The following is a 24,258-nucleotide window of genomic DNA, read 5'->3' on the forward strand; positions in this document are numbered from 1 at the left end:
GGGGAGGAGGCGCCTGCCCCATGCCGCTGGTCCGATTTTTTTGCCCTTGCTGCTGCTTCAATATCTCATAGGCCCCGACCCCGAGGCCGATCACCGTCATCAAACCGGAACCAGACCCCAGACCGCTCAGCATCGACTTTTTGCCGCCGCCCCACGAACCACTGCTCTTGCCAACCACCTCTCCGACAATCTTTCCCAATAATTGTTCCGCATTAAACATGGATTCACCCTCATCGAGGTTTGATTTCCAGCGACCGACCGATGCCCTTGCCGCCGCCTCTCCTGCCTGTTGCCGCTTGCCTGCATCCAATTTCTTCGCCTGATCGGGAAGATTGCATGCGCTGCCCAAGAGATTCGACTTGTCTCCCGACCTTGATTTGACGTATAGTGAGATAGATTAATTCTTTCTCCCCCGATTGCCAATGCTCGCGACCGCCGCCACCACAAACAGTTCTTCAATTGCCGCCTACGACCGTAGCGGGAGGACCTTTTCCCTCCTTGGCTCGGAACCGGCGCAACCCATCGCATCCATTTCCGACAAAAGTAGCACAACAGCTGAAAATTACAAAGATAAAGTCACTTTATCCGTAGACGGCATCGACAAATCGCGGCAGGCGACCACGCAAGAGGCGGAGGAACAAACGGTGTCGGCAATCACCGAACCAGACCCTGCCGCGCAAACCGACGCACAGCAATCCGCGCCCCAGGAACTGACTCCGGACGAGGAAAAAGTGGTCCGCCAACTCAAAGAACGCGACCAGGAAGTCAAGACCCACGAGATGGCCCATTTGGCCAGCGCCGGTCAGTACGCCAGGGGCGGCCCGACCTATTCCTACCAGCAAGGGCCGGACGGCCGCAGGTACGCCATTGGCGGCGAAGTGCCGATTGACGTCAGCAAAGAAAAGACCCCTGAAGAAACGCTCCAGAAGATGCAAGCGGTCAAACGCGCGGCCATGGCCCCGGCCGAGCCTTCATCGACGGACCGCAGCGTTGCCGCAGCCGCCACAGCCATGGAAAGTCAGGCCCGCCAGGAATTGCAGGCGGAGCAGGCCATCCGCCCTCAAAGTGACGAAACGGAGAGCGCCGAGCCCGACGACGAGGCCGCCGACGGGGACTCCCAGGCATCCGCCGAAACCACGAATGCCGCCACCCGCCGCAGCGCCCCGATTGACGTTCTCGCCTGATCGCCCGCCCCTTCTCTCAACTACCCATTTCCGCTATTACCTATGCAACAGCACAGCCAATACCTTGACGAGCTTTTTGCCTTTATCAACGCCTCGCCCACTGCGTTTCACGCCGCAGCCGCCGGCGCGGCGCTGCTGCGGGACCACGGTTTTCAACGCCTCCACGAGGCGGACGCATGGGGCGACCTCGACCCTGGCGCCTATTTCGTCGTCCGCAACGACGCCAGCCTGATCGCCTTTACCCTGGCGGACAGCCCGCGCTCAGGCCAGCCGCTGCGCATGGCCGGCGCCCACACCGACAGCCCCGGCCTGAAGGTCAAACCCAACCCCTTGCAAGTACGCCAGGGTTGCGTGCAACTTGGCGTCGAGGTCTATGGCGGCCCGTTGCTGGCGCCTTGGTTTGACCGGGATCTGTCCATAGCCGGGCGGGTAAGCTGGCGCACGGGCCAAGGCGCCCTCCAATGCAGCCTGATCGATTTCAAGCGGCCAGTGGCCGTCATTCCCAGCCTGGCCATTCACCTCGACCGCGAGGCCAACAGCAAACGGAGCATCGACAAGCAGATTGATCTGGTCCCGCTGCTGATGCAGACGCCGGAATCATCGCCCCCGGACTTCAAAACCATCCTCCAGCGCCAGCTTGGGCTGCAACATCCGGCTGCAGCAGACGCGGAAATTCTCGACTTCGACCTGTTTCTCTACGACGCCCAGCCGCTTGCCCAGGTGGGATTGAACGGGGAATTCATCACCGGCGCCCGGCTGGATAATCTGCTTTCCTGCCACGCCCTGCTCCAGGGGCTGGCATCCGCCAAGCCCCGCCGCAACGGCCTGATCGTGCTCAACGATCATGAAGAGGTGGGCAGCGTGTCCACCGCCGGCGCCCTGGGCACCTTCCTTAACGACATGCTGCAGCGGCTTTTCCCGGAACCTGGCGTCCGGCAGCAGGTCATCGCCGGCTCGCTCTTTGTTTCTGTGGACAACGCCCACGCGGTTCACCCCAACTTTGTCGGCAAGCACGATCCGGAACATCTGCCTCAACTCAACCAGGGTCCGGTGATCAAGATGAACGCCAACCAGCGCTACGCCACCAACGCCCTCACCGCCTCGCTCTTTCGCCAGTTCTGCCAAAAAGCCGGATCACCCTGCCAACAATTTGTGATGCGCAACGATCTTGCCTGCGGCTCCACCATCGGCCCGCTTACCGCAGCGGGAATCGGCGTGCCCACGGTCGACGTCGGCGTGCCGCAACTGGCCATGCATTCGATCCGCGAAACCGCCGGCAGCGCGGATGGTTGGCATCTGTTGCGCGCCCTGACCACTTTTTTTTCCGAAACCGACGAAGCCATCCGCTGCCCGCAAGCCGCCCTTTAGTCGACCTGCCGACTCTGCCATTTCCAGGGGTGCGTGCCGCCCCCTGGACTGCCCATCCCCTTGACCGCGTATTCCGCCGTTTCCGGGCGCTCCGCCCCCTCTTGCCGCCTCTTGCCTCCTCTTGCCTCCTCTTGCCCAAGCTCTCCCAACCGGTTTTTCCTCGCCAGCACGCCGCCACAATATTTATTAAAAATAATTTATGCATTTAAAAATTAATTTTTAATGAATTTTGCTTGCTTGCCGCGTCTCAGCACGGTAATACGTTTCCGTTGACAACAGTTGCACCGGCGAATCAGGACGTTCGAGGCGCTTCAAGCGGTTCAACGCCCCGCGCGCGCTCCAATCAGAAAGAGTTGCATTGCACAATGAGGTTTCTCATGTCCATCGGCACGCACAAGCTCCAAGTTCTGCATATTCTCTCCCAAAATCTGAAAAACCCGCAGCCGCAGTTGGTTCGCTCCAACGACATTGCCAGCCAGTTGAATCTCAGCCTTCCAGAGACCCACCTGATCCTCAAGGTGATGAACGACATGGGCGTGATTGAAAGCAACGTCGACCACCAACTCTCCCTGATCACGCAAAAAGGCCTGCAGTGCCTGCACCAGGAAAGGCCCCTGCATCCGCGTTCCTCATGAACGAAAGCCATCCGCAAAGTTACGATCATTACATCAAGGCGCTGATGGACATCAGCCAGGCCGTCACTTCAGACCTGTTTCTGGAGGACGTGTTCAAGCTGATCGTCATGGTGGTGGCCAAGGTCACCGAGGTCGACATCTGTTCCCTCTGGCTGGTGGACGAGGATTCCAACCCGCCGAAAATACGCCTCAAAGCCACTCAGGCGATTGAACCGGAGTATGTGATCGACCGCTCCCTGAATTTGGACGAAGGGGTGGTCGGCCATGTGGCCACCACCCAGCAACCCCTGATTATTGCCGACGTGCTGCAGTGCGAGATGTTCAAGGAAAAGGAGATGGCCAGAAAATTAGGCTTGGTTTCAATGGTCGGCGTGCCGCTGCATGGCAAAAAAGACAAGATCATCGGGGTGTTGAACTGTTTCACCTCCACGCCCCATGAATTTTCCAGAACCGACGTCAACCTGCTGACCACGGTGGCCAATCAAGCGGCGGTGGCCATCCGCAACACGGAACTGATCGTCAAAACCAAGATTATTGAAGAGGAACTGAAAGCGCGGAAGAAAATCGAGCGGGCCAAGGAGATCATCATGGAGCGGCAGTCGCTGAACGGCGACGAGGCCTACAAGTGGATCCGAAAACGGAGCATGGATTCGCGCAAAACCCTGCTGGAAGTGGCCGAGGCCATCCTGCTCTCCAATGAGCTCTATTAGTCGCATTGCCTGCCAACCGGCATTTCTCGCGAAACATTCACCTGAAAGCCGCTGCAGCAAACTTATTTATTGACATACAAATTAAGTTTCAATAAATAACAGCGTAGAAAAACGACGCACAACGGCGTGCGACCGATTTGATTAAGCACCTTCACGACACGACAAAGGCGTCTGTCTCCTTTTCCAGGGACAGACGCCTTTTTTTGTCGCCCACTCGCCTGCGCTCGCAACCGCAGGCATTTATTCCACCACTATGAGGAAAGCTATGCGTTTTGCAAAAAACAACGATGTTCTCGGCACCACCAACAGAGGCAATCCTGCCGAATCCGGCCTGTGCACCCTGTGCCGCGCCGATTGCATGGGCCAGTGCGAAACCTGGAAATCCAGCCTGGTTGGCCGCAAACTACTCTATCCGCGCGACTTCGGCGTGGTCACCTCCGGGGCCAACAACACCACCCATGTGGGCGTCTCCTACAATTCGCTGCGCATCCAGGGATACGCCTACGGCGCCCACGGCATGGCCCAGGGACTTTCCAACAACGCCGACAACTGCATCTTCCCCAACGTCAACCTGACCACGGAATTCGGCAATGAGGTCAAGACCAAGAGCCGCATCCCGCTGATGACCGGCGCGCTCGGCTCCACCTTTATCGCCGCAAAATATTGGGATTCCTTTGCCATCGGCGGCGCCCTGGTGGGCATCCCGATCGTGGTTGGCGAGAACGTGGTGGGCGTCGACAAAGCCTCGGAGATCAACAACGGAAAAATTACCAAGGCCCCGGAACTGGACCGCCGGATTGACACCTACCTGCGGTACCACGACGAATACGGCGCGATCATCGTCCAGCTGAACGTGGAAGACACCCGCAACGGCGTGGCCGAGTATGTGGCCGCCAAGTACGGCGACCGCTGCATCGTCGAACTGAAATGGGGCCAGGGCGCCAAAGACATCGGCGGCGAAATCCAGGTGGCCAGCCTTGACTACGCCCTGTTCCTCAAAAATCGCGGCTACATCGTCGACCCTGACCCCTCCTCGCCGGAGGTGCAAAAGGCGTTCGAAAAGGGCGCGATCAAGACCTTTGCCCGCCACAGCCGGCTCGGCGGCGTCAACCTCAGCACGGTGGAACTGGTGCGCGAGGATTTCATGAAATCAGTCGACTACCTGCGCAGCATCGGCTTCAAGCGCATTTCGCTCAAAACCGGCTCGTACGGCATGGAAGAGCTGGCCATGGCGATCAAGTTTGCCTCCGAGGCCGGTCTTGATCTGCTGACCATCGACGGCTCCGGCGGCGGCACCGGCATGAGCCCGTGGAACATGATGCAGAGCTGGGGCGTGCCTTCGATCAACCTTCACTCCAAGGCCTACGAGTACGCCAGCCTCCTGGCCGCTCAAGGCAAACGGGTGGTTGATCTCTCCTTTGCCGGCGGATTCGCGCTGGAAGACAGCATCTTCAAGGGCATTGCCCTGGGCGCGCCCTACGCCAAGCTGATCTGCATGGGACGCGGCATCATGATCCCAGGCTTCCTGGGCTCAAACATTGAAGGCGCACTCCACCCGGAGCGCAAAGCCAAGGTCAACGGCAACTGGGACAAGCTGCCGGCGAGCATCAGCTCCATGGGGTCCACTGCGGAAGAAATCTTTGCGTCCTACTACGACGTCGAGAAAAAGGTGGGCAAGAACGAGATGAAAAACATCCCCTACGGCGCCATCGCCATGTGGACCATGGCCGACAAGCTGGCCTGCGGTCTGCAGCAGTTAATGGCCGGGGCGCGCAAGTTCGAGCTCGGCAAAATCAGCCGCAACGATCTGTTTGCCGGCAACCGGGAAACAGCGAAAGAAACGGGCATCACCTACATTACCGATTCCCGCGATGAAAGCGCCAAGAAGATCCTGGCGGCGTAAGTAAACAGGCACGCGATTCCGGGCAGGGGCAACCTTGCCCGGAATCGTGCGCCGTCTATTTGATGGTGATCCACAGCAGTTCGGCCACCGTGTCGCCGCGGTTCTCCCACTGCTCGGGCGTCTCTTTTTTCAGATAGATCAGATCGCCCGGTCCGGCTTCCTGCCGCTGGCCGTTGACCCACAGAGCCAGACTCCCGCCCAGGAGATAGCCCATCTCCTCGCCCTTGTGACTGAAAAAATGGCTGGTCAATTTCCCGCCCGGCTCGATTTTGAGCAGATACGGCACTGCGCCCGCCTCGCCCAAATCCGGCGGCAACAGCCGAACCCCTTCCATCACGCCCTTGGGAATCTTATCGAGACCAACGCCCACCGCCTCGGCGCCGCGATGGACGCAGCCCCCCTGCCGCTCTGCCGTCAGGCCGTCGAAGAAGGTGGTCACGTTCACTGAAAGGCTCTCGGCCAAGCGAAACAGGGCCGGAATGGACGGGTAAATCAGATTTTTTTCAATCTGGGAAATGCTGCTGGGGGTGACGCCGGTCTTCTCCGCCAACTCCTTCTGGGAGAGGCCCTGTTGCCTCCGCACCTCCTTGATTCTGCCGCCCAGGTCAAACCGCCCCGACAAGGCCCTGGGCATCTCAAAAACAATCTCCGCCTCTTCGCAATTGAACCCCTGCGGCTCATTGAGGTATTTGGAATTGCGCTTCTCGGCCTTAAGGATTTTGAGCGCCGGCTTGCCGTTTTTCACCGACAGATCAATCGCCACCTGGGCAATCTTGTTGATGTTGGCCTTGAGCCGGTTGGAATGGGCGTTTTTCTCCACAATCCAGTAGGCGATGGTGTCGAGCTCGTACAAGCGGGGGCAGGTGCGGGCATAAAATTTGGCCACCTGCTCTTCGCCGCCCCAGAGGTCCTGCATGCCGGTGAGACTGTCCATAATGAAGCGGATGTCGCCGGCAAGATTGCCGTGCAAACCGTAGATGGCCTCGCCCACCTGGGCGGGATTGGCGGGCTCGTTGACCTTGATCACCTGATACGGCCACTGGGCGCCGTCTTTTTCATAAAACTTGTTGAACACCTCGGAGCGGTCGCCCTTGCCGTTGGTGAAGCAGTCGAGGATGGTGAAATTCTGGCTCTCGGCCAACGGCCCGAGAAAGCTGACCACGTTTTTCGGCGACCGATCAAAACTGACATAGATGATCGGTTTTTTTACGCTGAGCGACTGACGGATGAAATGGACGCAGAAGGCGGCGGAAAAACTGCCGGCGTCCTCGTACCACAGGACGTTGTCGCCGATGTAGAGGTCGCCGAGCAATTGATCAAGCTGCGCAATGCCCGACGAGACCCGTTTCTTCTTGATGGTTTCCATGGCCGCTGGCTCACTCGGAGGCGTGGGCCATCACCCGCATGTAGTCGTCGTGACGGCTCATGCGGTCGTCGAGCAGTTTGTTCTGGGCAAAACCGCAGGTATGCTCCTTGCAATAGGCCCCGTTGGTAATCGAGTTGATGACCATGGCCGGGATGTCGTAATGGTGGATGGTGGCGAATTTCTTCACCTTGCCGTCCTCGATAATCATGATCCGGTTCATGTGCATGCTCTCGTCTTTATTGTTGAGGTAACCGAGCTTGAGAAAGCTTTTCCGGCCGTACTGTCCTGGCGGGGTGTGATCGCTGACCAGGATGACCAGGCTCTTCTCGTCAATCTCCAGCAGGCGGTTGACATAGTCGGCCACGGCCTGGGAACGATAAAACATCTGATTGGCGGCCCGTTCAAGGTGCTGATCCTTGAATTTGGAGAGCATCTTCAACACCATCGGCCGTTTCTGTTCGTTCAACTGGTGGGGAAAATGACCGTAAATGGTCAAAATGTAGTTAAACAGCGGCGGCCCGTCGTTGTCTTCAATAAATGGCGTGATAAACTCCAGATTCTGGGAAAAAATCGTGCCGTCCCACATATAGCCCATTTCACCGCTGGTGTCGCCTTTGTTCAAATAAGTGTCGCCGCCGTTGACGTATTCGCGGGGAAAATACATCTTGGCAAAGCCCATGCCCTGGTAGGCGTTGGGGGCGTTAAAGAAACTGGGATTGTAGGCGTTGGAGGCCATGGTCTGGTAGCCGGCCATCTGCAAGGTTCCCGGCAGGCAGTTGGCGGCCGCGCCGGTGAAGCCGTTGAATTCCACGCCGGCCAATTCCTCGAAGGCGGGCACGCCGCACAACACCTCAAATTCGGCCTGGGCGGTTTTGCCCCCAACCACCGGGGAGATCGAAAAACCCAGTTTGTTGCCGAACAGTTTTTTGAAACTGGGATGGAACGGATCCTTGGTGTAGGCGGCGTTTTTAAACAGGGTTGGGTCGAGGAAACTCTCCATCACCACCAGATGCACGTTGCGCTTGTTGCCGTTGGCGTTGATCCACCCGGCTAACTCGTGCGCCTGCTGATCGTATTGACTGCGATTGCGGAAGGCCTCGGTCTTGGCCCGCGAAATCTGCCGCTCGGCCTCGCGGTAGAGCAGCATCATGAATCGACCGTTGTTCTCGGCGCTGACCGCATCCGACCAGTATTCAATCGGCCGCCCCACCTTGCGATAGATCTCGGTGTACTGCTCGGGATAGCGTTCGGCGGCGCCGATCAGCAAGGCCAGGGGCACGGCGCCGACAATCAGGATCACGAATTTGCGGTAGTTGATCGACCAAAGGAACCAGCCCAAAGGCAAGGCGACAAACACCAGCAGCAGGCCGATATACGGCAGCGACAGCACCTTGAACAGTTCAGGGACTTCGGCCAGTTCCGAAAACCGAAACACGTTGCTGTACATCAAAAAATAGATGTCCTGGCCAAGATAGGCCAGGAACAGCGGCAGCGCCGCCAACACCGCCTGCCAGCGCGAAGGGCGCAGGATTGCATTGAAATAGCAATAGAGGTAGAAAAGCAGGGTCAGCTCCCAATACTCCCGCTTCAGCATCACCCCGGTGACGTCGCCATAGCGAAAGAGCATCAACTGATCGATTTCGGTGAACGCCAACACCCCGCCCAAACCGCCGAGCATAAGAATGATCATCGAATAGGCGTAGAGGCCGACAAGAAAGGCGGTGTAGCGGTTGAACAACAAAAAAACGATGCTGCCGGCGACACAACGCGCCTTCAGCGCGATTGCCGCAGTAATGCCATTGTTCGTCATGGAGGCTCGAATAAGGAAAACGGTGAAATTGAACGAATTGCGCAGGTCGGTAAAAATGAGTCGAAACTATTCAAAATTCGCGGACATTAATCAACAGCAAACAGTATCCTAACGAAACTTTAATCCGTCAACCCGTTTTCCTGCCGAAAAAAACGCGGTTCTTCTCCTGTGCTTGACGAGGACCACAAACCACGGTCTGCGGCAACACACCGTCTAATCCTTGCGCCGCCTCGTCAACCCCGCTCGACGGATCCGCCAAACGATCCTGCCGCCCAACGGATGCGTTTTTTCCACTGCGCCGCTGAACCTGTTTGACAACCGGCCATGGGTTCAGTAATGGTGAGCACCCGCTTGTTTGGCGTTATTTCCCCCTGTTGCGCATCCAACCAAAGGAACCGATCCATGACCGCATCACTCATTCAACGCACCGCCTCGGCCTACACCTATCCCCTGCTGATCAAGAACATGTTTCTGGCCCCGGTCGTTGACAACCCCGATCAGGAGATCGTCTACCGCGACCAACTCCGCTACTCCTATCGCGACATGCGCCGGCGCGTCTGCCGCCTGGCCAACGCCCTGACCGCCCTGGGAGTTAAACCGGGCGACACCGTGGCGATGATGGACTGGGACAGCCATCGCTACCTGGAATGTTTCTTTGCCGTGCCCATGCTGGGCGCGGTGCTGCACACCATCAACGTTCGCCTGTCGCCGGAGCAGATCCTCTACACCATTGACCACGCCGAGGACGACTTCCTCCTGGTCAACGACGAATTTCTGCCGATCATTGAGCAGATCAAGGGCCGGATCGACACGGTCAAGAAATATGTGCTGCTCACCGACCTGGACGAACCGCCGCAAAGCTCCATGCCCCTGGCCGGCGAATACGAGGCCCTGCTGGCGGCAGCCGAAGACGATTTCGCCTTTGAGGATTTCGACGAAAACACCCGGGCCACCACCTTCTACACCACCGGCACCACCGGCATGCCCAAGGGCGTCTACTTCAGCCACCGCCAGCTGGTGCTGCACACCCTGGCCAACCTGGCGGCGCTTGGCACCCCCACCACCCAAGGAAGGTTTCACCAGCAGGACGTCTACATGCCCTTGACGCCGATGTTTCATGTCCATGCCTGGGGCTTGCCCTACGTCGCCACCTCGCTCGGGGTCAAGCAGGTCTATCCCGGCAAATACGCCCCCGGCCCGGTGCTGCAGCTGATCGCCCGCGAAGGGGTGACCTTTTCCCACTGCGTGCCCACCATCATGCACATGCTGATCAACCACCCCAGTTTCGAGGAGATCGACCTTTCGCACTGGAAGGTGCTGATCGGCGGATCGGCCCTGACCAAGGTGATGTGCCAGAAGGTGCTGAGTCGCGGAATTGACGTGTTCACCGGCTACGGCATGTCCGAAACCTGCCCGATTCTCACCATTGCCCACGTGGCCCAGGAGGATTTGGACGCCGACGACGAGATCACCGTGCGCTGCAAGACCGGCCGCCCCATCCCCCTGGTGCAGTTGCGGCTGGTGGACGAGGCGATGAACGACGTGGCCAAGGACGGCGAGCAGGTGGGCGAGTTGGTGGTTCGCGCCCCCTGGCTGACGCAAGGATACCTGAAAGACCAACGCAATTCGGAAAATTTGTGGAAAGGCGGCTACCTGCACACCGGCGACGTGGCCAACATCAACAGCGACAACTACGTGGCGATCACCGACCGGATCAAGGACGTGATCAAGACCGGCGGCGAATGGCTCAGCTCGCTGGAACTGGAGGATGTCATCGGTCTGCACCCGTCCGTGGCCGAGGTGGCGGTGATCGGCATGAGCGACAAGAAATGGGGCGAACGCCCCCTGGCCCTGGTGGTCCCGAAAAAAGACGCCACTGCGCCCACCCCTCGGCAGGTGGTCAGCCACATCAACCAGTTCATCGACAAGGGGCTGCTCTCCAAACAGGCGATGCTGCTCAAGATCAAGGTGGTCGACGCCATCGACAAAACCAGCGTCGGCAAGACCGACAAAAAGACCCTGCGGGTCAAGCACCTCTCCTGATCAATCCCGCTGTTCCGCGCCGGGAACGGCGCACCCAACCAGCATTGGCCAAGAAAAAAGGCCGTCGCCAGCAGCGACGGCCTTTTTTTATGCGACCGCAGCAGCAGTCGCCGGTTTGCGGTCACGAATGCGGACAAAACAGGGCGCAGTTCGCTCCTTCCTCGCCCAACCGACAGCTAATGGCGCCCAAGGCCTGATCCTCGGTGGAGAAGATGTTGTGCTCGCCGACAAATCCATACAGCCCAGTGGCCCGCATCACGTCAAGCACCTGCTTTTTCAATCCTGAAAAAACGATTTCCACCCCCGACTGCTGCAGTTGCGCCACCAGGTTATGAAGCATTTCCTCGCCCGAGGAATCGATCGAGTTGATGGCGTCCCCAACCACGAGCAAATATTTGGCCTCCTGATGATCCGCCACGGCCCCGAGCACTGCGTCCTCAAAATGGGCGATGTTGGCGAAATAGAGCGAGCCGTCGAAACGAATGGCCACCACCCGGGTTGAGGTGGCCACATCGGGATGATGCTTGACGTCGCGCAGGGTGCCGTCCTCGTGGCGGCCAAGGATGGCGACTCGCGGCGCCATGGTGCGGTAGAGATAGTGGCCGATGGCGAGCGCCGCGCCGATCATGATGCCCTTGTCCAGATGCGGCGCGGCCAGCAGGGTGACCACAAAGGTGACCAGGGCCACGACGCCGTCGGCACGGCTGGCCTTCCAGGTGTGCTTGAAGGCCTGGAAGGTCAACAAACCGGCGACCGCCAGCAAGTTGTTCGCCGCGAGCACCGATTGGGGCAGATGATAGATCAGGGGGGTGAGGCACAGCAGGGTGACGGCCACAAAGCCCCCATTGAACACCATGGCAAAACCGGTTTTGGCCCCGGATTGCAAATTGACGGCCGAGGCCGTGAAGGAACCGCAGGCCGGATAACTCTGAAAAAGGGAGCCGCCGATATTGGCCACTCCCTGGCCGATCAGTTCCTGGTTGGGGTCGACGCGCTGTTTGGCCTTGCCGGCCATGGCCTTGGCCATGGAGATGGATTCCATAAAGGCCACCAGGGCGATGACCAAGGCGGAGTTCATCAGTTGCAGCACGCCGTCCATGCTGAGGACGGGCAGGCGAAACGAGGGCAGGCCGGTGGGAATCACGCCCACCACTTCACCGCCGCCCATCAGCTTGAGCTCGCCTTGTTCGATTTTCTTGATGCGCCACTGGCGACCGTCTGTGTGCAGCCCGGCAGGAGCATTGTCCCGCTGATAGAGCAGCGCGGGCTGACCGTCTCCAGTCGCGCCACGGACAAAGTACAGCTTGCGGATGGCGCGCATCCGGCTCCGATTCTCCGCCTCAAAGGCCTTGACGTCGAGATCCAGCAGATCGAGCCGATACCGCAGGTCTGCGGCGGCCCGGGCGTCGTGGTCCTTCTCTGCCTGACGCAATTGCCCGGACAACGCCGTTGCAGTCGTTCTCAGTTCGTCGAGCCGCTGGGTCACGCCGCTGTAGGCGCTCACCAATTCCCTGGCCTCCGGGGTGACGATCTCACTGGCCTTGTTTTTGGTTTCGTGCTCATACCCCACCAGCACGCTGAGCAGCGTGGCGACAATCATCACCAGAATGACGCCGGGTTTGGCCAGAATCGAGATCCTTTTCACGATCAGCATCAGCACCAGGCTGAACACCGACATCAACAGGGTGGGCCAGTGGGTCAGGGGCAGAAAGCTCAGCATTTCCCACACGTCCTTGAGAAAAAAATCACTGCGGCCCTTGGGAATGCCGAACAGCATATCCAATTGGGAGAAGCCGATGATCAGGGCGGCCGCGTTCATGAACCCGAGCACAACCGGATGGGAGACGAAATTGATGGCGCTGCCCAGCTTGACCAGGCCGAGAACAAGCTGAATGCAGCCCACCATGAGGGTGAGCAGCAAGGCTAGGCCGATGTATTCTTCGGAACCGGGAACAGCCAGCGGGCTGACGGCGGCGGCGGTCATGAGGGAGAGAATGGCGACAGGGCCGGTGGCCAACTGCCGCGACGAACCCCACAGGGATCCAAGGACGGCCGGTATAAAGGCGGTGTAGAGGCCGAACTGCAGGGGCAGCCCGGAAAGCTGGGCATAGGCCATGGCCTTGGGCACCAGCACCAGGGCGCCGGTGATCCCGGCGATCAGGTCGCCGCGCAGAACCAGCGCAGAGACGGGAAACCAAGCCAGAAATGGAAAGAAGCGCACCAACAGTTTGTTTGCCATGAGACAACCTTCCAGGAGTGTGTGAGAACGGTTTGCTCAGGAACAGGAGCGAAGCGAAACAACGATTTTCCCGGTTCGAGCCCTCGCCGATTGAACCCAAATCTCAGGCGGTCACCACCAATACGGCGCACGGGGCCTGACCGATCACCTTTTCGGTCACATGCCCCTGCAGCAGTTTGACCACCCCGCTCCGACCCCGGCCGCCCACGAGGATCATGTCCACGCCGAGCTCGTGCGCGGCATCGACAATGCAGTGCGCCGGATCGCCTATTGGCGTCAGCGTGACGCAGGGCATCGGCAGTTCCGCCCGGCGGGCTTGCGCGCACACCTCCTCGACCATGGCCTGGGCTTGCGGCTGTTGGTCCGCCCGTTTGGCCGCAGACAGGACCGTTATGCGCTGCAGCGTGGCGCAGGTGCGCCCCAGACTCAAGGCGTCCTGCACCGCCTGCCGGCTGTTGACCGAGTCGTTGACGGCCAGGAGAATATGGGAACCGGTGATGATGAAATCCTTGGGGGCCACCAACACGCGCGGGAAGCCTTGGGCAATGACCTTGGCGGTCATCTTGCCCACCAGCAGCGACAGCCGGCCGCTCTTGCCGTGCCGTCCCATGAGGATGACGTCGGCCTGACGCAGGCGGGCCTGTTCGACGATGGCCTTTTCCGGCTTGCTCGAACCGACCACCACCACCTCGACGGCCACGCCGCTGTCCCTTGCCATGGCACGGATATGATCAAGATGCGGGGCCAGTTCCTGCTGTCCTTGGCGGACGGCAAAATTGGCGGCGCTGATCGATTCGGCCTGGACGCCAACCACATGCAGCACAATCACCTGGGCGCGACAGGCCTGGCCGAAAAAAATCGCCTCCTGAACGGCCCCCTCGCTGAAGCGGGAACCATCGGTGGCCAACAGTAAGGTCTTGGCCTCGCCGAGCAGACTGGTGGAAAATCGTTCCATGAAGACTCCTTGGGAAAAGAGTGGAAACATCAGGCGCAAGCTACCATTGATGGTCCGCCAAAACAAGGGGCTACAATCAGTCAGCGGTTTCTGGCCAAGCTGGAGGGAGGGCTACCGGACATCGCTGAGGAAGAACCGTTCAGCGAGGTAAGGACGTGCTGCTGCGCACGGTGGCTGCGGTGTTGCACAAGGAAAAAATCGCCGCCGCCTGCCTGTGGGCGACAGGCAGGCGGCAGGCGGCGACGTAAGAGAAATGCAGCGGCGCAACCCCGACCGGGGTCAGTTGCCCAGCGCCGTTGCCCCTTTGCCCTGGAGCGCCTGGGGCAGGACAATGGTTGAAATCGAGTTTTTGGGCGAGCCCTCGATAATCCGGTCGCTGTAGGTGAGGTATACCAGGGTCGAGCGTTTTTTATCAAAGAAGCGCACCACCTGCATCTTCTTGAACAGCAGCGAGGTCGACTTTTTGAACACCTCCTTGCCGTCGTCTTTGCCCGAGGCTATGGATTCCGGCAGGGTGATCGGCCCGGTCTGGCGGCAGGAGATCGAGGCGTCCGAGGTGTCTTCGGCCACGCCAAACGATCCCTTGACCCCGCCGGTCTTGGCCCGGCTGACGTAGCAGGTGGCGCCGCTGATGTCGGGGTCGTCAAAGGCCTCGATCATAATCTTGTCGTTTGCGCCCAAAAACTTAAAAGTGGTGCTGACCTGGCCGATCTCTTCTGCCTGGGCCGCAATTGCTGCCAGGAGCAAGGCGCAGCCCGCCGCAACGATTCGCTTGATGTGCATGCTCTACTCCTTTTTGGATTTCGCCGCCGAGCGATTGAGGGCGCTGAGCAACGATTTGATTGAAGCGACAATGATGTCGGTGTCCACTCCGGCGCCCCACCAGCTTTCTTCATCCTGATCGAGCACCTCAATATAACTCACCGCCTTGGAGGAACTGCCCCGGGTCAGGGCGTGCTCATGATAGGAATGGAGCGTGAACTGCAGCCCCAGCCCCTCGCGCAGGGCGGTGCAAAAGGCGTCCAGCGGGCCGTTGCCCACCGCTTTGATGGTTTGCTCCTCCCCTTTGACCACGACCGCCGCCTCGATTTCGGCGGAGGACAACTCTTCCTCGCGCTCGAAGTGACGTTTGACCACATTGAACGATTTCAACGAGTAGCCGTTGTTGTTCAGCAGGTATTCCTTCTCAAAGGTGTGAAAGACCATCTCCGGGCTCAACTCGTCGCCGGTGGCGTCGGACACCTCCTGAATGACCCGGCCAAAGCCCGGATGCATGTCCTTGGGCAGTTTGAAGCCGAATTCCTGATCCATGATGTAGGCGACCCCGCCCTTGCCCGACTGGCTGTTGATGCGGATGATCGACTCGTAGGTGCGGCCGACGTCCTGGGGATCAATCGGCAAATAGGGCACCTCCCACAGACCGCTCTGGGTGAGGTCAAGGGCGGTCATGCCCTTGTTGATCGCATCCTGATGCGATCCGGAAAAGGCGGTGTAGACCAGTTCGCCGGCATAGGGGTGGCGCGGAGGCACCTTCATCTTGGTGCAGCGCTCGTAGACGTTGATCACCCGGTTGATCCGCGACAGATCCAGGCAGGGATCCACCCCCTGGGTAAACATGTTGAGCGCCAGGGTGACGATGTCGACGTTGCCGGTGCGCTCGCCGTTGCCGAACAAGGTGCCCTCCACCCGGTCGGCCCCGGCCATCAGGGCCAGCTCGGTGGCGGCCACCGCCTCGCCCCGGTCGTTGTGGGCGTGGAGGCTAATCAGAGCGCAGTCGCGGTTCTTCATGTTCCGGCAAAACCATTCGATCTGGTCGGCGTAGATGTTGGGGGTCGACATCTCCACCGTGGCCGGCAGGTTGATGATCACCGGGTTTTCCGGGGTCGGCTCCCACACGTCCATGATCGCCTCGCAGATCTCCAGGGCAAAATCAAGCTCCGTGCCGGTGAAGCTCTCCGGCGAATATTCATAACGGATCTTGGTTTCGGTTCTTGCCGCCTGCTCGCGGATGAGCCGCGCCCCGGCCACGCCCAAATCGACAATCTCCCTGCGCCCTTTCTTGAACACGATGTCGCGTTGCAGGGTGGAGGTGGAATTGTAGAGGTGGACAATGGCCTCGCGCGCGCCCTGCAGCGAGGCAAAGGATTTCTTGATCAGCTGCTCGCGGGCCTGGGTCAGCACCTGGGGCAGGACGCCGTCCGGGATGTGCCCGCCGTCGATCAGCAACCGGAGAAAGTCGTACTCGATCTGCGAGGCCGAGGGAAAACCGACCTCGATCTCCTTGAACCCGATCTGCACCAGGAGTTGGAACATCTCCAGTTTTTCTTCCAGGTTCATTGGCTGGACAAGGGCCTGGTTGCCGTCGCGCAAATCAACGCTGCACCAGGTCGGCGCCTGCTGGATGACCTGGTTGGGCCAAGTGCGGTCCGGCAAACGGACCGGCGGATACGGGCGGTACTTTTTCAATTTTTCCTGTTCCATGCTGTTCTCCGTCAAAAAAACAAAAAAAAAGCCACGGTTTGAAAACCGTGGCTTAAAGGTTCAGATTCGATGGGTCCGTCAGGACACGCCTCCCCTTTCTGCCACAGTTTCCCTGTGCAGTCGGCTAAGGAGAAGAAGGAGGGGGAGTGTGTGCGTCATGGTTCGATCCGTGGTTAAAGTTGCTCACATACTAAAGCCCCCGCCTTATTTGTCAAGCAGGAAAACCAAAAGAGCGGGCACCGCCGGCCGTGCCCCTACATTTCCCCGCGCAGGAATTTCTCGGCCAGATCGACGTCGCGTTTGGAGCCGATGATCAACGGCACCCGCTGGTGGAGCCCCTTGGGCTCAATGTCGAGGATGCGCCGGCCGTCGTCGGTGACGGCCCGGCCGCCGGCCTGCTCAACGATCATCGCCAGGGGCGCGGCCTCGTACAGCAGCCGCAGCTTGCCCTCGGATTTTTCGCCGCTCTTCTTGTCGCGGGGATAGAGGAAAATGCCGCCCTTGATCAGATTGCGATGGAAATCGGCCACCAGGGAACCAATGTAGCGCAGGCTGTACGGCCCCTTGCCGCCGTCGGCAGTCTTCAGGTAATTGACAAAGTTGCGGGTGGAGTCAAACCAGTGGTTGGCGTAGGCCTCGTTGACGCTGTAATAGAGCGACGACTCAGGGATCTGAATGTCCGGATGGGAGAGGAAAAACTCGCCAACGCTGGGATCCAGGGTGAAGCCGTGCACCCCGGAACCGGTGGTGTAGACCATCACGGTGGAAGAGCCGTAGATGATGTAGCCGGCCGCCACCTGTTTGCTGCCCTTCTGCAGCAAATCGCCGACATTGCCCTGGCCCGAACCGCTCAGCCGCCGGTGAATGGAAAAGATGGTGCCGATGCTGACGTTGACGTCGATGTTGGTCGAGCCGTCGAGCGGATCAAAGGCAATGGTGTAGTTACCCTCGTAGCCGTCCAGCACCGGAATGACGTCGTCGTCCTCCTCCGAGGCCATCACGCAGACATGGCCGCACTGCTCCATGCGCCGCTTAATGGTCTGGTTGGCAAAGACGTCGAGCTTCTGCACGCTCTCGCCCTGAATGTTGGTCCGTCCCGACTGCCCCAGAATGTCGGCCAGTCCGGCCATGTTGACCTCGGCGCTGATGATCTTGCCGGCAACCACCAGATCGTTGAGCAGACTGGTCAACTCGCCGGTGGCCTCCGGATGCAGCAGTTGGTCGTCCATAATCTGACGGCTGACGGTGATTCCCTTTCTCTTGGCTAGCATGATGGTGTTCCTCCAAACGTCCTCGGGCGGCACGGCCTGCCCGGCGACGGGTTATTTTTTCTCGACGCTTTTCAATCCCTTCCATTGGCTCAGGCAGGCAACCAGGGTGCGAACGCCCACGCCCGAAGGCCCTTTGGGGATGTATGATTTTTCAGTGAAATTCCAGGCAGTGCCGGCAATGTCGAGATGCGCCCACGGCGTTTCGCCGACAAACTCCTGCAGATAACAGGCGGCGGTGATGGTTCCGGCGCTGCGGTCGCTGCCGGCGTTTTTGATGTCCGCCACCCGTGAATCGATCTGTTTGCGGTACTCCGGTCCCAGCGGCAGTCGCCACTGGGGCTCCCCAACCTGGGCGCCGGCCTCAAGCAATTGGGCCGCCAGTTGATCGTTGTTGGTCAGCAGGCCGGTGTAATGGTGGCCCAGGCCAATGATCACCGCCCCGGTCAGGGTGGCCATATCAATCACCGCCTCGGGTTGGTAGGTCGCGATTCCGTAGGCCAGGGCGTCGGCCAGGATCAGGCGCCCTTCGGCGTCGGTGTTGATGATCTCCGAGGTCTTGCCGCCGTAGTGACGAATGACGTCGCCAGGCTTGAGTGCCGCCGCGCCGGCCATGTTTTCGGTGGCTGGAATCAGGCCAACCACATTGACGCCCGCAACCCCGATCTCGGCGATGGCCTGCATGGCGGCGAGCACCGCCGCGCCGCCGCACATGTCGTATTTCATGTCCTCCATGCCGGCCGGCGGCTTGAGGCTGACGCCGCCCGAATCAAAGGTCAGCCCCTTGCCCACCAGCAGCAGGGTCGGGTTCTTTCGATTGGTTCGGTATTCCAGAATCACCAGCTGCGGCGGAACCGCCGAGCCCTGATTGACGCCAAGGATGCCGCCCATGCCCAGCTTCTGCATCGCGCCCTTGTCGAGCGCCTTGCACTTGAGACTGGTTCGCTTGCTCAATTTTTTGGCGTATTCGGCAAATTCGGCCGGAGTCCAGTAATTGGCCGGATGGTTCGCCATGTCGCGGGCCGCATTGGTCGCCTCGCCAATCGCCCTGCCGCGTTCCAGTCCTTTGCGAACCGCGCTTTGCGACAGGCCGCCGTCGTGCAGGTAAAACCGCTCCACCCGGGCGGGTTGGTCTTTCTCGTCCTTGGGAGGGCTCTTGTAGAGATCAAAACGATAATTGCCCAACAGCAACCCTTCGGCGAGACATTCGGCAATCTCAACCGCATCAAGGAGATAGTCCTTGGGCAACACCACTAAAACGTCCTTGGCCTTGATTGCGGCCGCCTGTTGGGCAACCACGCCGCCGACCAGCCGCAACCGTTCGCGGCGGACATGGATGGCGTCGTCTTGTTTGCCCAGGCCCGCAAACAGCACCCGTTTGGCGCACACGGCGTTCCCCTCTTCCTGCGCCGCCAGGCTCGGGTACAGCAGGAAGGTTTGCTCCTTGCCGCCTTTGAAATCCCCGGTGTCGCAGACTTGCTGCAGCACCCGGTTCAACGCTTTGCCGGCGTCGCCGAGGTGGAAAATATCCTCCTCGACCAGATACGCCAACAGATCGCCGGCAAATGCTCTGGGTTCTTGGTCGAACAGCTGTATGGTGACGGCCTCGGTGTGCACGGGACTCATTCCTCCCCCTGGGATGGCTGCATAATCCTTTCAAAACCGGTGAGAACTGTTTATTGTAGATTTTTCATACACTAAACCGGGTTGAACCTCAATCGGCAAAACCTCAGTCCGCCGGCCGCCCGGAAAAAACATGCAAAATTTCACGGAGGTTTCCCGTGCTGCTCGTATTCATTCTTGCCGTGAGCACAGCCTTGCTGGTTTCCACCACCTGCTCGCTCTTCGAGGCCGTGCTCCTTTCTTTGTCGAGCTCGCAGATTGAAATGATGGCGGAATCCCATCCCCATCAGGCCGAGAGTTTAAGAAAATTCAAAGAAACCATTGAGCAACCGATCACCGCCATCCTCACCCTCAACACCGTAGCCCACACCATCGGCGCCTCGGTGGCCGGCGCCGCCGCCGTCGCCCTCTTTGGCCCCAACGGCCTGATCTGGTTTTCGCTGATCTTCACCCTGTCCATCCTCCTGGTCACCGAAATTCTGCCCAAAACCATTGGCGTCACTTATGCCAAGCAGCTCGGCCCCTTTATTATCGTTCCCCTTCAGGTCATGATTTTTTTCCTCAAGCCACTCATCTGGCTGGCCCAGTTAATGACCCGCATGGTCCCTAACAGCCACAAGCCCTACCAGATCTCGGCGGAAGAATTGAAAACCATCGCCAGCCTGAGCAGAAAATCGGGAGAAATCGAGGCTGATCAGGAAAAGGTGATCGCCAACATCCTCCAGCTCGGCGAAAAAAACGTGCGCCAGGTGATGACCCCGCGCACCGTCACCTTTTCCGCCTCCCAGTCCCTGACCATCAAGGAGGCGGCGCGGATGGAAGGCAAATGGCGGATGCACAGCCGCGTGCCGGTCTACGACGGCGAGCCGGACAACGTGGTGGGCGTCGTGCTCAGTCAGGACGTGCTGATGGCTGCCGCCGTGGGCCAGGACAGCCTCAAGCTGTCGCAGATCATGCGGCCGGTCCATTTTGTCCCTGAAACCGCGCCGCTGGACCGTATTTTCATCGATTTTTTCGAGCGCTACCAACACCTGTTTGTGGTGGTCGACGAGTACGGCAGCGTCACCGGCGTGATCAGCATGGAGGACATCCTGGAGGAAATCATTGGTCGAGAGATCGTCGATGAATCCGACAAGGCGCGCAACATGCGCGAACTGGCCATGATCAGGAAACAAAAACTGCATACCGCCTGACGCCGCCCCCGAAAAACAACCGGGGACTGCGTCGCGTCTGGCGGTCTTGTGCAATTCATGGTAGTTTGCCGCCGAATGCAGGCGACTGACGCAAGCAACGCGCGTGCATCACATGCTCCCGAAAACAACTGGCGTCTCACCGACTGCCGTCGTCACCGCTCGCGCCTCCATTTCACACCGATACAAACGCGCGGCTGTAGACCTTTGACCCGACTTTTTCCCTGACCGTCCGACCGGACTTTTCACATGAACAGTACACGCTCGCCCCTGCAGCGCCCTCTCTTTGCGGCCTGTTTGCTTTTCCCGATCCTCGCGGCCCATGTTGCCCCGGCCCGCGCCGACATCCTCTATATTAAACCGAGCCTGGAAGTGCTGATGCGCAAAAACCAGGGCGACAGCGCCCGCATCACCGCCAGAGTGCCCATGGGCACGGCGGTGGATTTGATTCAGGGGGGCAAGGAGTGGTCGCACATCCGCCTGCAGGACGGCACCCAGGGTTGGGTGCGCAGCCGGTTTCTCGGCTCGTCGCCGATCATCCCGATCGCCAACATCAAGCCCGGGGTGGGCGCAGACGGGTCGGTCAACGACGTGCAGTCGCGTTTTGTGGATTTGGCCGAGGAAAACGGCCAGTTGAGAAAGGAGCTGGCGGCCTGCGCCACCGACCGCAGCACCCTGGCCGACAAGTATCAGACCCTAACTGACAATCCCGACAGCGCCGTGCACGCCAAGACGAGCCTGGGCGACGCGCAGCGGCAGATTGAAGAGTTGCAGCAGAAACTGACGGCGGCCCAGATCGAATGCACGGTGCTGCGCAAAAACGAATCGATCAAGTGGTTTTTCACCGGCAGCATTGTGCTCCTGCTGGGATGGCTGGTGGGCCGGTGGAGCGGCAACGGCCGAAAAAAACGCGCATCCCTGCTGGATTGAGAGGCGCGGCGCGCATTCAGTTCATCGCTTCCAGCGCCACCTTGACCTCGACGGTCGAGGAATCGCGCATCAGGGTCAGGGTCACGCTCTCGCCGACCTCGTGACGCTCCAGCTCGTCGCGCAGGGTGTCGTAATCCTGGATGGCCTTGCCGTTGACCGCAAGAATGACGTCGCCCAACACCAACCCCTCGCGAACCTGGGTGGCGCCGCGCAACCCCACCTTTTCGGCCGTTGATCCCGGCTGCACCTTCAACACCATCACCCCCTCAAGCCCCAACTCATCGGTCAACCGGCGGTTGGCCAGGGTAATGCCCAGGCCTGGGCGGATCAGTTTGCCCTTGCTGATGATCTGCGGCGCCACCCGGTTGACCTCGCCGACCGGCACGGCAAAACCAATCCCCGAACTGGCCCCGGATGGGCTGTAAATGGCGGTGTTGACCCCGATCAGGCGACCGGCGCTGTCCAAGAGCGGTCCGCCGGAGTTGCCGGGATTGATGGCCGCGTCGGTCTGAATAACGTCGTGGATGGTGCGGCCGGTTGCGGCGGTGATCTCGCGGCCCAGGGCGCTGACCACGCCGGTGGTCAGGGTTTGATCCAGGCCAAAGGGGTTGCCGATGGCAAAAACCTTCTGCCCGACCAGCAGGTTCTTGGATTCGCCGATGGCGATCGGCCGTAGTTTGTCGGCCGGGGCGGAGATCTGCAGCACCGCCAGATCCCGATCCGGGGCCGCGCCCACCAGCACCGCCTTCCAGGAAGAGTGATCGGCCAGGGTCACCTCCAGTCGGTTGGCGTCGGAGATGACATGGTAATTGGTGACGATCCGCCCCTGTTTGTCCCAGATGAATCCTGAGCCGGTGCCCTGGGGGATCTCGTAGACGTTGAGGCTGAACAGATTGCGCCGCACCGCGATGCTGGTGATGTAGACTACCGAAGGGGCGGTGTTGCGGAAGATGTCGATGGTGTTCTGCTCGTCGCTGGCCAGATCGCCCCTGGCCTCGACCGCACGGGACACGGCCTTGGGATCAAGCGGCGTGGATTGAAAGGTTTGGAACGCAAGCCAGCCGACGACGCACGCAACAACAACCAGGGCAAGGGGTTTCATTCGTTTGTCCATGGGGTTAAAAATCCGTCAAGCGCATCGCGCCCTCGGCCGAGGACGGAGCGCGTCACAGGTCACAACCATTTTTTCCGCCTGAAAAACAGCAGGGTCATGGCCGAAGAAAGGATCATCAGCAGGATGGCAAAGGGGTAGCCCCAGAGTTTGTCCAGTTCAGGCATGTGCCTGAAGTTCATGCCGTAGGCGCTGGCGATCAGGGTCGGCGGCATGAAAATCACGGTGACCACGGTGAAAATCTTGATCACCCGGTTCTGTTCCATGTCGACCAGACCGAGAAAGGTGTTCTGCAGGAACTCGAGACGCTCAAAATTAAACGAGGTGTGATCCAGCAGCGAGCCCACGTCCTTGATCATGATCCGCATGTTCTCGTAGTCTTCCTTAGGGAACATTTTACTTTTGAGCAGCGAAGAAATAATCCTTTGTTTTTCAACAATATTCTCCCGAATTGCGATGGTTGTCTCCTGCAGCGAGGTGATCTTGAGCAGCAGTTCGCGGTTGGGATCCTTGTCGCCGATCATCTGCTTGCTGATCTCGGAAATCCGGTCGGTGATGTGCTCGATCAGGTCCGCGTCGTAATCGATCCGGGTCTCCAGGATGGTGAGAAAGATGTCCTCGCCGTCCACCGGCTTGATCGCCCGCAACTTGCGGTAGGTCTCTGAAAAGGAACGGAATTCGCGCGACCGCTGGGTGATGAGGATCTTGTCCTTGAGAATGAACGAAACCGGCTCGCTGGAAAAGGTGCTGTTTTCCGGAATCAGGAAATTGAGGTTGATGCCGATCTCGTCCTCGGTCTCGACATATTTGGAACTGCTCTCGATTTCCTCGCTCTCCTGTTTGGTGAACAGTTCCACCCGGAAATCCCGCTCGACCTGATGAATCTCGTCTTCGGTGGGGTTGATCAAATCGATCCAGAAGATGTTGGGGCTGATGGAACTGTTGCCGCTTTCCATCTTGACCATCTTGTTGTCTAAGAAAAAATAATTGACCATCGCAACGTCACCGGGTCGAGTTTGTAAATAAAAAGAATCAATTGGACATAGGCACAAAGGAACTCGCCATTGCTGACAAGCCTCAAACCATGTAAAGGGAACGTCTGCCGGGGCCGCCTGCCCTGCGCAGTAACGGCCGAAAACAGCGCATTGTACTGACCTGCGGCGAGAAAAGTCAACCGGGAAAAGGTCCGCGCCTGCGGGCTTTCAGTTCATCCGGGAATCCCGGCGCTTGAACAGGGCTTAATCAAAAAGCAGGCTTTTCTGAGCGAGATACACGAGAAAGAAGCCGACGACCATGGCCGCCAAACCAACACGGCGCAACAATTCCGGGTCCATTTCCAGGATCTGCCGGAGCCAGCGTTGCATGGATTCGGGCGAGGCCGCATAGGGCAGGCCTTCGAGGACGAGCACAAGGCCGATGAGCGTGATGAGCAGTTTCATAGG

At 59.4% G+C, this 24,258-nt stretch carries 19 protein-coding genes and 1 pseudogene; 8 read left to right on the top strand and 12 right to left on the bottom strand.

The genetic code is table 11. The annotated features are described in order from the left end of the window. A pseudogene (locus tag RCH93_RS00555) lies at positions 1–310 on the bottom strand (hypothetical protein); the annotation flags it as partial. Between the two features lie 112 nt (positions 311–422). On the opposite strand from RCH93_RS00555, the gene RCH93_RS00560 reads away from it, so the two are divergent. The 5 genes from RCH93_RS00560 (at position 423) to RCH93_RS00580 (ending at position 5,800) form a co-directional block, all read left to right on the top strand. Then, the gene (locus RCH93_RS00560; RefSeq protein WP_306546060.1) at positions 423–1,184 is read left to right on the top strand and encodes a putative metalloprotease CJM1_0395 family protein; all 762 of its coding nucleotides are present in this window, start codon (positions 423–425) and stop codon (positions 1,182–1,184) included. 42 nt (positions 1,185–1,226) lie between these two features. Next, positions 1,227–2,552 carry a M18 family aminopeptidase gene (locus tag RCH93_RS00565; protein WP_306546062.1) on the top strand — a complete coding sequence of 442 codons (1,326 nt, stop codon included), beginning with the start codon at positions 1,227–1,229 and terminating at the stop codon, positions 2,550–2,552. A 377-nt stretch (positions 2,553–2,929) separates the two neighbouring features. After that, the gene (locus RCH93_RS00570) at positions 2,930–3,187 is read left to right on the top strand and encodes a hypothetical protein (RefSeq protein WP_306546064.1); all 258 of its coding nucleotides are present in this window, start codon (positions 2,930–2,932) and stop codon (positions 3,185–3,187) included. Continuing rightward, complete coding sequence (locus RCH93_RS00575) at positions 3,184–3,897, top strand: GAF and ANTAR domain-containing protein (RefSeq protein ID WP_306546066.1); 714 nt, start codon at positions 3,184–3,186, stop codon at positions 3,895–3,897. The genes RCH93_RS00570 and RCH93_RS00575 overlap by 4 nt, the downstream gene beginning before the upstream one ends. 265 nt (positions 3,898–4,162) lie before the next feature. Next, positions 4,163–5,800 carry a glutamate synthase-related protein gene (locus RCH93_RS00580; RefSeq protein WP_306546069.1) on the top strand — a complete coding sequence of 546 codons (1,638 nt, stop codon included), beginning with the start codon at positions 4,163–4,165 and terminating at the stop codon, positions 5,798–5,800. A 55-nt stretch (positions 5,801–5,855) separates the two neighbouring features. On the opposite strand, the gene RCH93_RS00585 is transcribed toward RCH93_RS00580, so the two are convergent. Both RCH93_RS00585 and RCH93_RS00590 read right to left on the bottom strand, forming a co-directional pair. Continuing rightward, the gene (locus RCH93_RS00585; RefSeq protein ID WP_306546071.1) at positions 5,856–7,166 is read right to left on the bottom strand and encodes a helix-turn-helix domain-containing protein; all 1,311 of its coding nucleotides are present in this window, start codon (positions 7,164–7,166) and stop codon (positions 5,856–5,858) included. A gap of 10 nt (positions 7,167–7,176) precedes the next feature. Then, the gene (locus RCH93_RS00590; protein WP_306546073.1) at positions 7,177–8,976 is read right to left on the bottom strand and encodes a sulfatase-like hydrolase/transferase; all 1,800 of its coding nucleotides are present in this window, start codon (positions 8,974–8,976) and stop codon (positions 7,177–7,179) included. 402 nt (positions 8,977–9,378) lie between these two features. Here RCH93_RS00590 and RCH93_RS00595 point away from each other — a divergent pair, with 402 nt between their 5' ends. Further along, a complete protein-coding gene (locus tag RCH93_RS00595; RefSeq protein WP_306546075.1) occupies positions 9,379–11,019 on the top strand; it encodes a fatty acid--CoA ligase in 1,641 nt (546 codons plus the stop codon). Positions 11,020–11,140: 121 nt separating this feature from the next. Here the strand turns inward: RCH93_RS00595 and RCH93_RS00600 are convergent, their stop codons facing one another. From RCH93_RS00600 to RCH93_RS00625, 6 genes are all read right to left on the bottom strand, one after another. Next, positions 11,141–13,258 (bottom strand): SulP family inorganic anion transporter, encoded by a 2,118-nt coding sequence (locus RCH93_RS00600; RefSeq protein WP_306546077.1) that lies wholly within the window; start codon positions 13,256–13,258, stop codon positions 11,141–11,143. Between the two features lie 103 nt (positions 13,259–13,361). Further along, positions 13,362–14,213: a universal stress protein gene (locus RCH93_RS00605; RefSeq protein ID WP_306546079.1), complete on the bottom strand. Its 852-nt coding sequence runs from the start codon at positions 14,211–14,213 to the stop codon at positions 13,362–13,364. A 279-nt stretch (positions 14,214–14,492) separates the two neighbouring features. Next, positions 14,493–14,996 carry a CreA family protein gene (locus tag RCH93_RS00610; RefSeq protein ID WP_306546081.1) on the bottom strand — a complete coding sequence of 168 codons (504 nt, stop codon included), beginning with the start codon at positions 14,994–14,996 and terminating at the stop codon, positions 14,493–14,495. Between the two features lie 3 nt (positions 14,997–14,999). Further along, positions 15,000–16,694: a 2-isopropylmalate synthase gene (leuA, locus tag RCH93_RS00615; protein WP_306546083.1), complete on the bottom strand. Its 1,695-nt coding sequence runs from the start codon at positions 16,692–16,694 to the stop codon at positions 15,000–15,002. Between the two features lie 254 nt (positions 16,695–16,948). Further along, complete coding sequence (gene fbp / locus RCH93_RS00620; protein WP_306546085.1) at positions 16,949–17,965, bottom strand: class 1 fructose-bisphosphatase; 1,017 nt, start codon at positions 17,963–17,965, stop codon at positions 16,949–16,951. 51 nt (positions 17,966–18,016) lie between these two features. Then, positions 18,017–19,588, bottom strand: a complete 1,572-nt coding sequence (locus RCH93_RS00625) for a leucyl aminopeptidase (protein WP_306546087.1) — start codon at positions 19,586–19,588, stop codon at positions 18,017–18,019. Between the two features lie 155 nt (positions 19,589–19,743). Between RCH93_RS00625 and RCH93_RS00630 the strand changes: the two genes are divergently transcribed. Together RCH93_RS00630 and RCH93_RS00635 are read left to right on the top strand one after the other, a co-directional pair. Continuing rightward, the gene (locus tag RCH93_RS00630) at positions 19,744–20,778 is read left to right on the top strand and encodes a hemolysin family protein (protein ID WP_306546089.1); all 1,035 of its coding nucleotides are present in this window, start codon (positions 19,744–19,746) and stop codon (positions 20,776–20,778) included. 246 nt (positions 20,779–21,024) lie between these two features. Next, complete coding sequence (locus RCH93_RS00635) at positions 21,025–21,705, top strand: TIGR04211 family SH3 domain-containing protein (protein ID WP_306546091.1); 681 nt, start codon at positions 21,025–21,027, stop codon at positions 21,703–21,705. 16 nt (positions 21,706–21,721) lie between these two features. On the opposite strand, the gene RCH93_RS00640 is transcribed toward RCH93_RS00635, so the two are convergent. The 3 genes from RCH93_RS00640 to RCH93_RS00650 form a co-directional block, all read right to left on the bottom strand. Beyond that, positions 21,722–22,807: a S1C family serine protease gene (locus RCH93_RS00640; RefSeq protein ID WP_306546092.1), complete on the bottom strand. Its 1,086-nt coding sequence runs from the start codon at positions 22,805–22,807 to the stop codon at positions 21,722–21,724. A gap of 71 nt (positions 22,808–22,878) precedes the next feature. Next, positions 22,879–23,811, bottom strand: a complete 933-nt coding sequence (gene corA, locus RCH93_RS00645; RefSeq protein ID WP_306546094.1) for a magnesium/cobalt transporter CorA — start codon at positions 23,809–23,811, stop codon at positions 22,879–22,881. A gap of 243 nt (positions 23,812–24,054) precedes the next feature. Next, a complete protein-coding gene (locus tag RCH93_RS00650; protein ID WP_306546096.1) occupies positions 24,055–24,255 on the bottom strand; it encodes a DUF2065 domain-containing protein in 201 nt (66 codons plus the stop codon). Positions 24,256–24,258 lie beyond the last annotated feature (3 nt).

It is taken from the genome of Desulfobulbus sp. (genome assembly GCF_030824455.1).
GTDB lineage: Bacteria > Desulfobacterota > Desulfobulbia > Desulfobulbales > Desulfobulbaceae > Desulfobulbus.

Excerpts from the sequence above, each read along its gene's own strand:
- RCH93_RS00560 (WP_306546060.1), top strand. The coding sequence starts at position 423 with ATGCTCGCGACCGCCGCCACCACAAACAGTTCTTCAATTGCCGCCTAC.
- RCH93_RS00565 (WP_306546062.1), top strand. The coding sequence starts at position 1,227 with ATGCAACAGCACAGCCAATACCTTGACGAGCTTTTTGCCTTTATCAAC.
- RCH93_RS00570 (WP_306546064.1), top strand. The coding sequence starts at position 2,930 with ATGTCCATCGGCACGCACAAGCTCCAAGTTCTGCATATTCTCTCCCAA.
- RCH93_RS00575 (WP_306546066.1), top strand. The coding sequence starts at position 3,184 with ATGAACGAAAGCCATCCGCAAAGTTACGATCATTACATCAAGGCGCTG.
- RCH93_RS00580 (WP_306546069.1), top strand. The coding sequence starts at position 4,163 with ATGCGTTTTGCAAAAAACAACGATGTTCTCGGCACCACCAACAGAGGC.
- RCH93_RS00585 (WP_306546071.1), bottom strand. The coding sequence starts at position 7,166 with ATGGAAACCATCAAGAAGAAACGGGTCTCGTCGGGCATTGCGCAGCTT.
- RCH93_RS00590 (WP_306546073.1), bottom strand. The coding sequence starts at position 8,976 with ATGACGAACAATGGCATTACTGCGGCAATCGCGCTGAAGGCGCGTTGT.
- RCH93_RS00595 (WP_306546075.1), top strand. The coding sequence starts at position 9,379 with ATGACCGCATCACTCATTCAACGCACCGCCTCGGCCTACACCTATCCC.
- RCH93_RS00600 (WP_306546077.1), bottom strand. The coding sequence starts at position 13,258 with ATGGCAAACAAACTGTTGGTGCGCTTCTTTCCATTTCTGGCTTGGTTT.
- RCH93_RS00605 (WP_306546079.1), bottom strand. The coding sequence starts at position 14,213 with ATGGAACGATTTTCCACCAGTCTGCTCGGCGAGGCCAAGACCTTACTG.
- RCH93_RS00610 (WP_306546081.1), bottom strand. The coding sequence starts at position 14,996 with ATGCACATCAAGCGAATCGTTGCGGCGGGCTGCGCCTTGCTCCTGGCA.
- leuA (WP_306546083.1), bottom strand. The coding sequence starts at position 16,694 with ATGGAACAGGAAAAATTGAAAAAGTACCGCCCGTATCCGCCGGTCCGT.
- fbp (WP_306546085.1), bottom strand. The coding sequence starts at position 17,965 with ATGCTAGCCAAGAGAAAGGGAATCACCGTCAGCCGTCAGATTATGGAC.
- RCH93_RS00625 (WP_306546087.1), bottom strand. The coding sequence starts at position 19,588 with ATGAGTCCCGTGCACACCGAGGCCGTCACCATACAGCTGTTCGACCAA.
- RCH93_RS00635 (WP_306546091.1), top strand. The coding sequence starts at position 21,025 with ATGAACAGTACACGCTCGCCCCTGCAGCGCCCTCTCTTTGCGGCCTGT.
- RCH93_RS00640 (WP_306546092.1), bottom strand. The coding sequence starts at position 22,807 with ATGAAACCCCTTGCCCTGGTTGTTGTTGCGTGCGTCGTCGGCTGGCTT.
- corA (WP_306546094.1), bottom strand. The coding sequence starts at position 23,811 with ATGGTCAATTATTTTTTCTTAGACAACAAGATGGTCAAGATGGAAAGC.
- RCH93_RS00650 (WP_306546096.1), bottom strand. The coding sequence starts at position 24,255 with ATGAAACTGCTCATCACGCTCATCGGCCTTGTGCTCGTCCTCGAAGGC.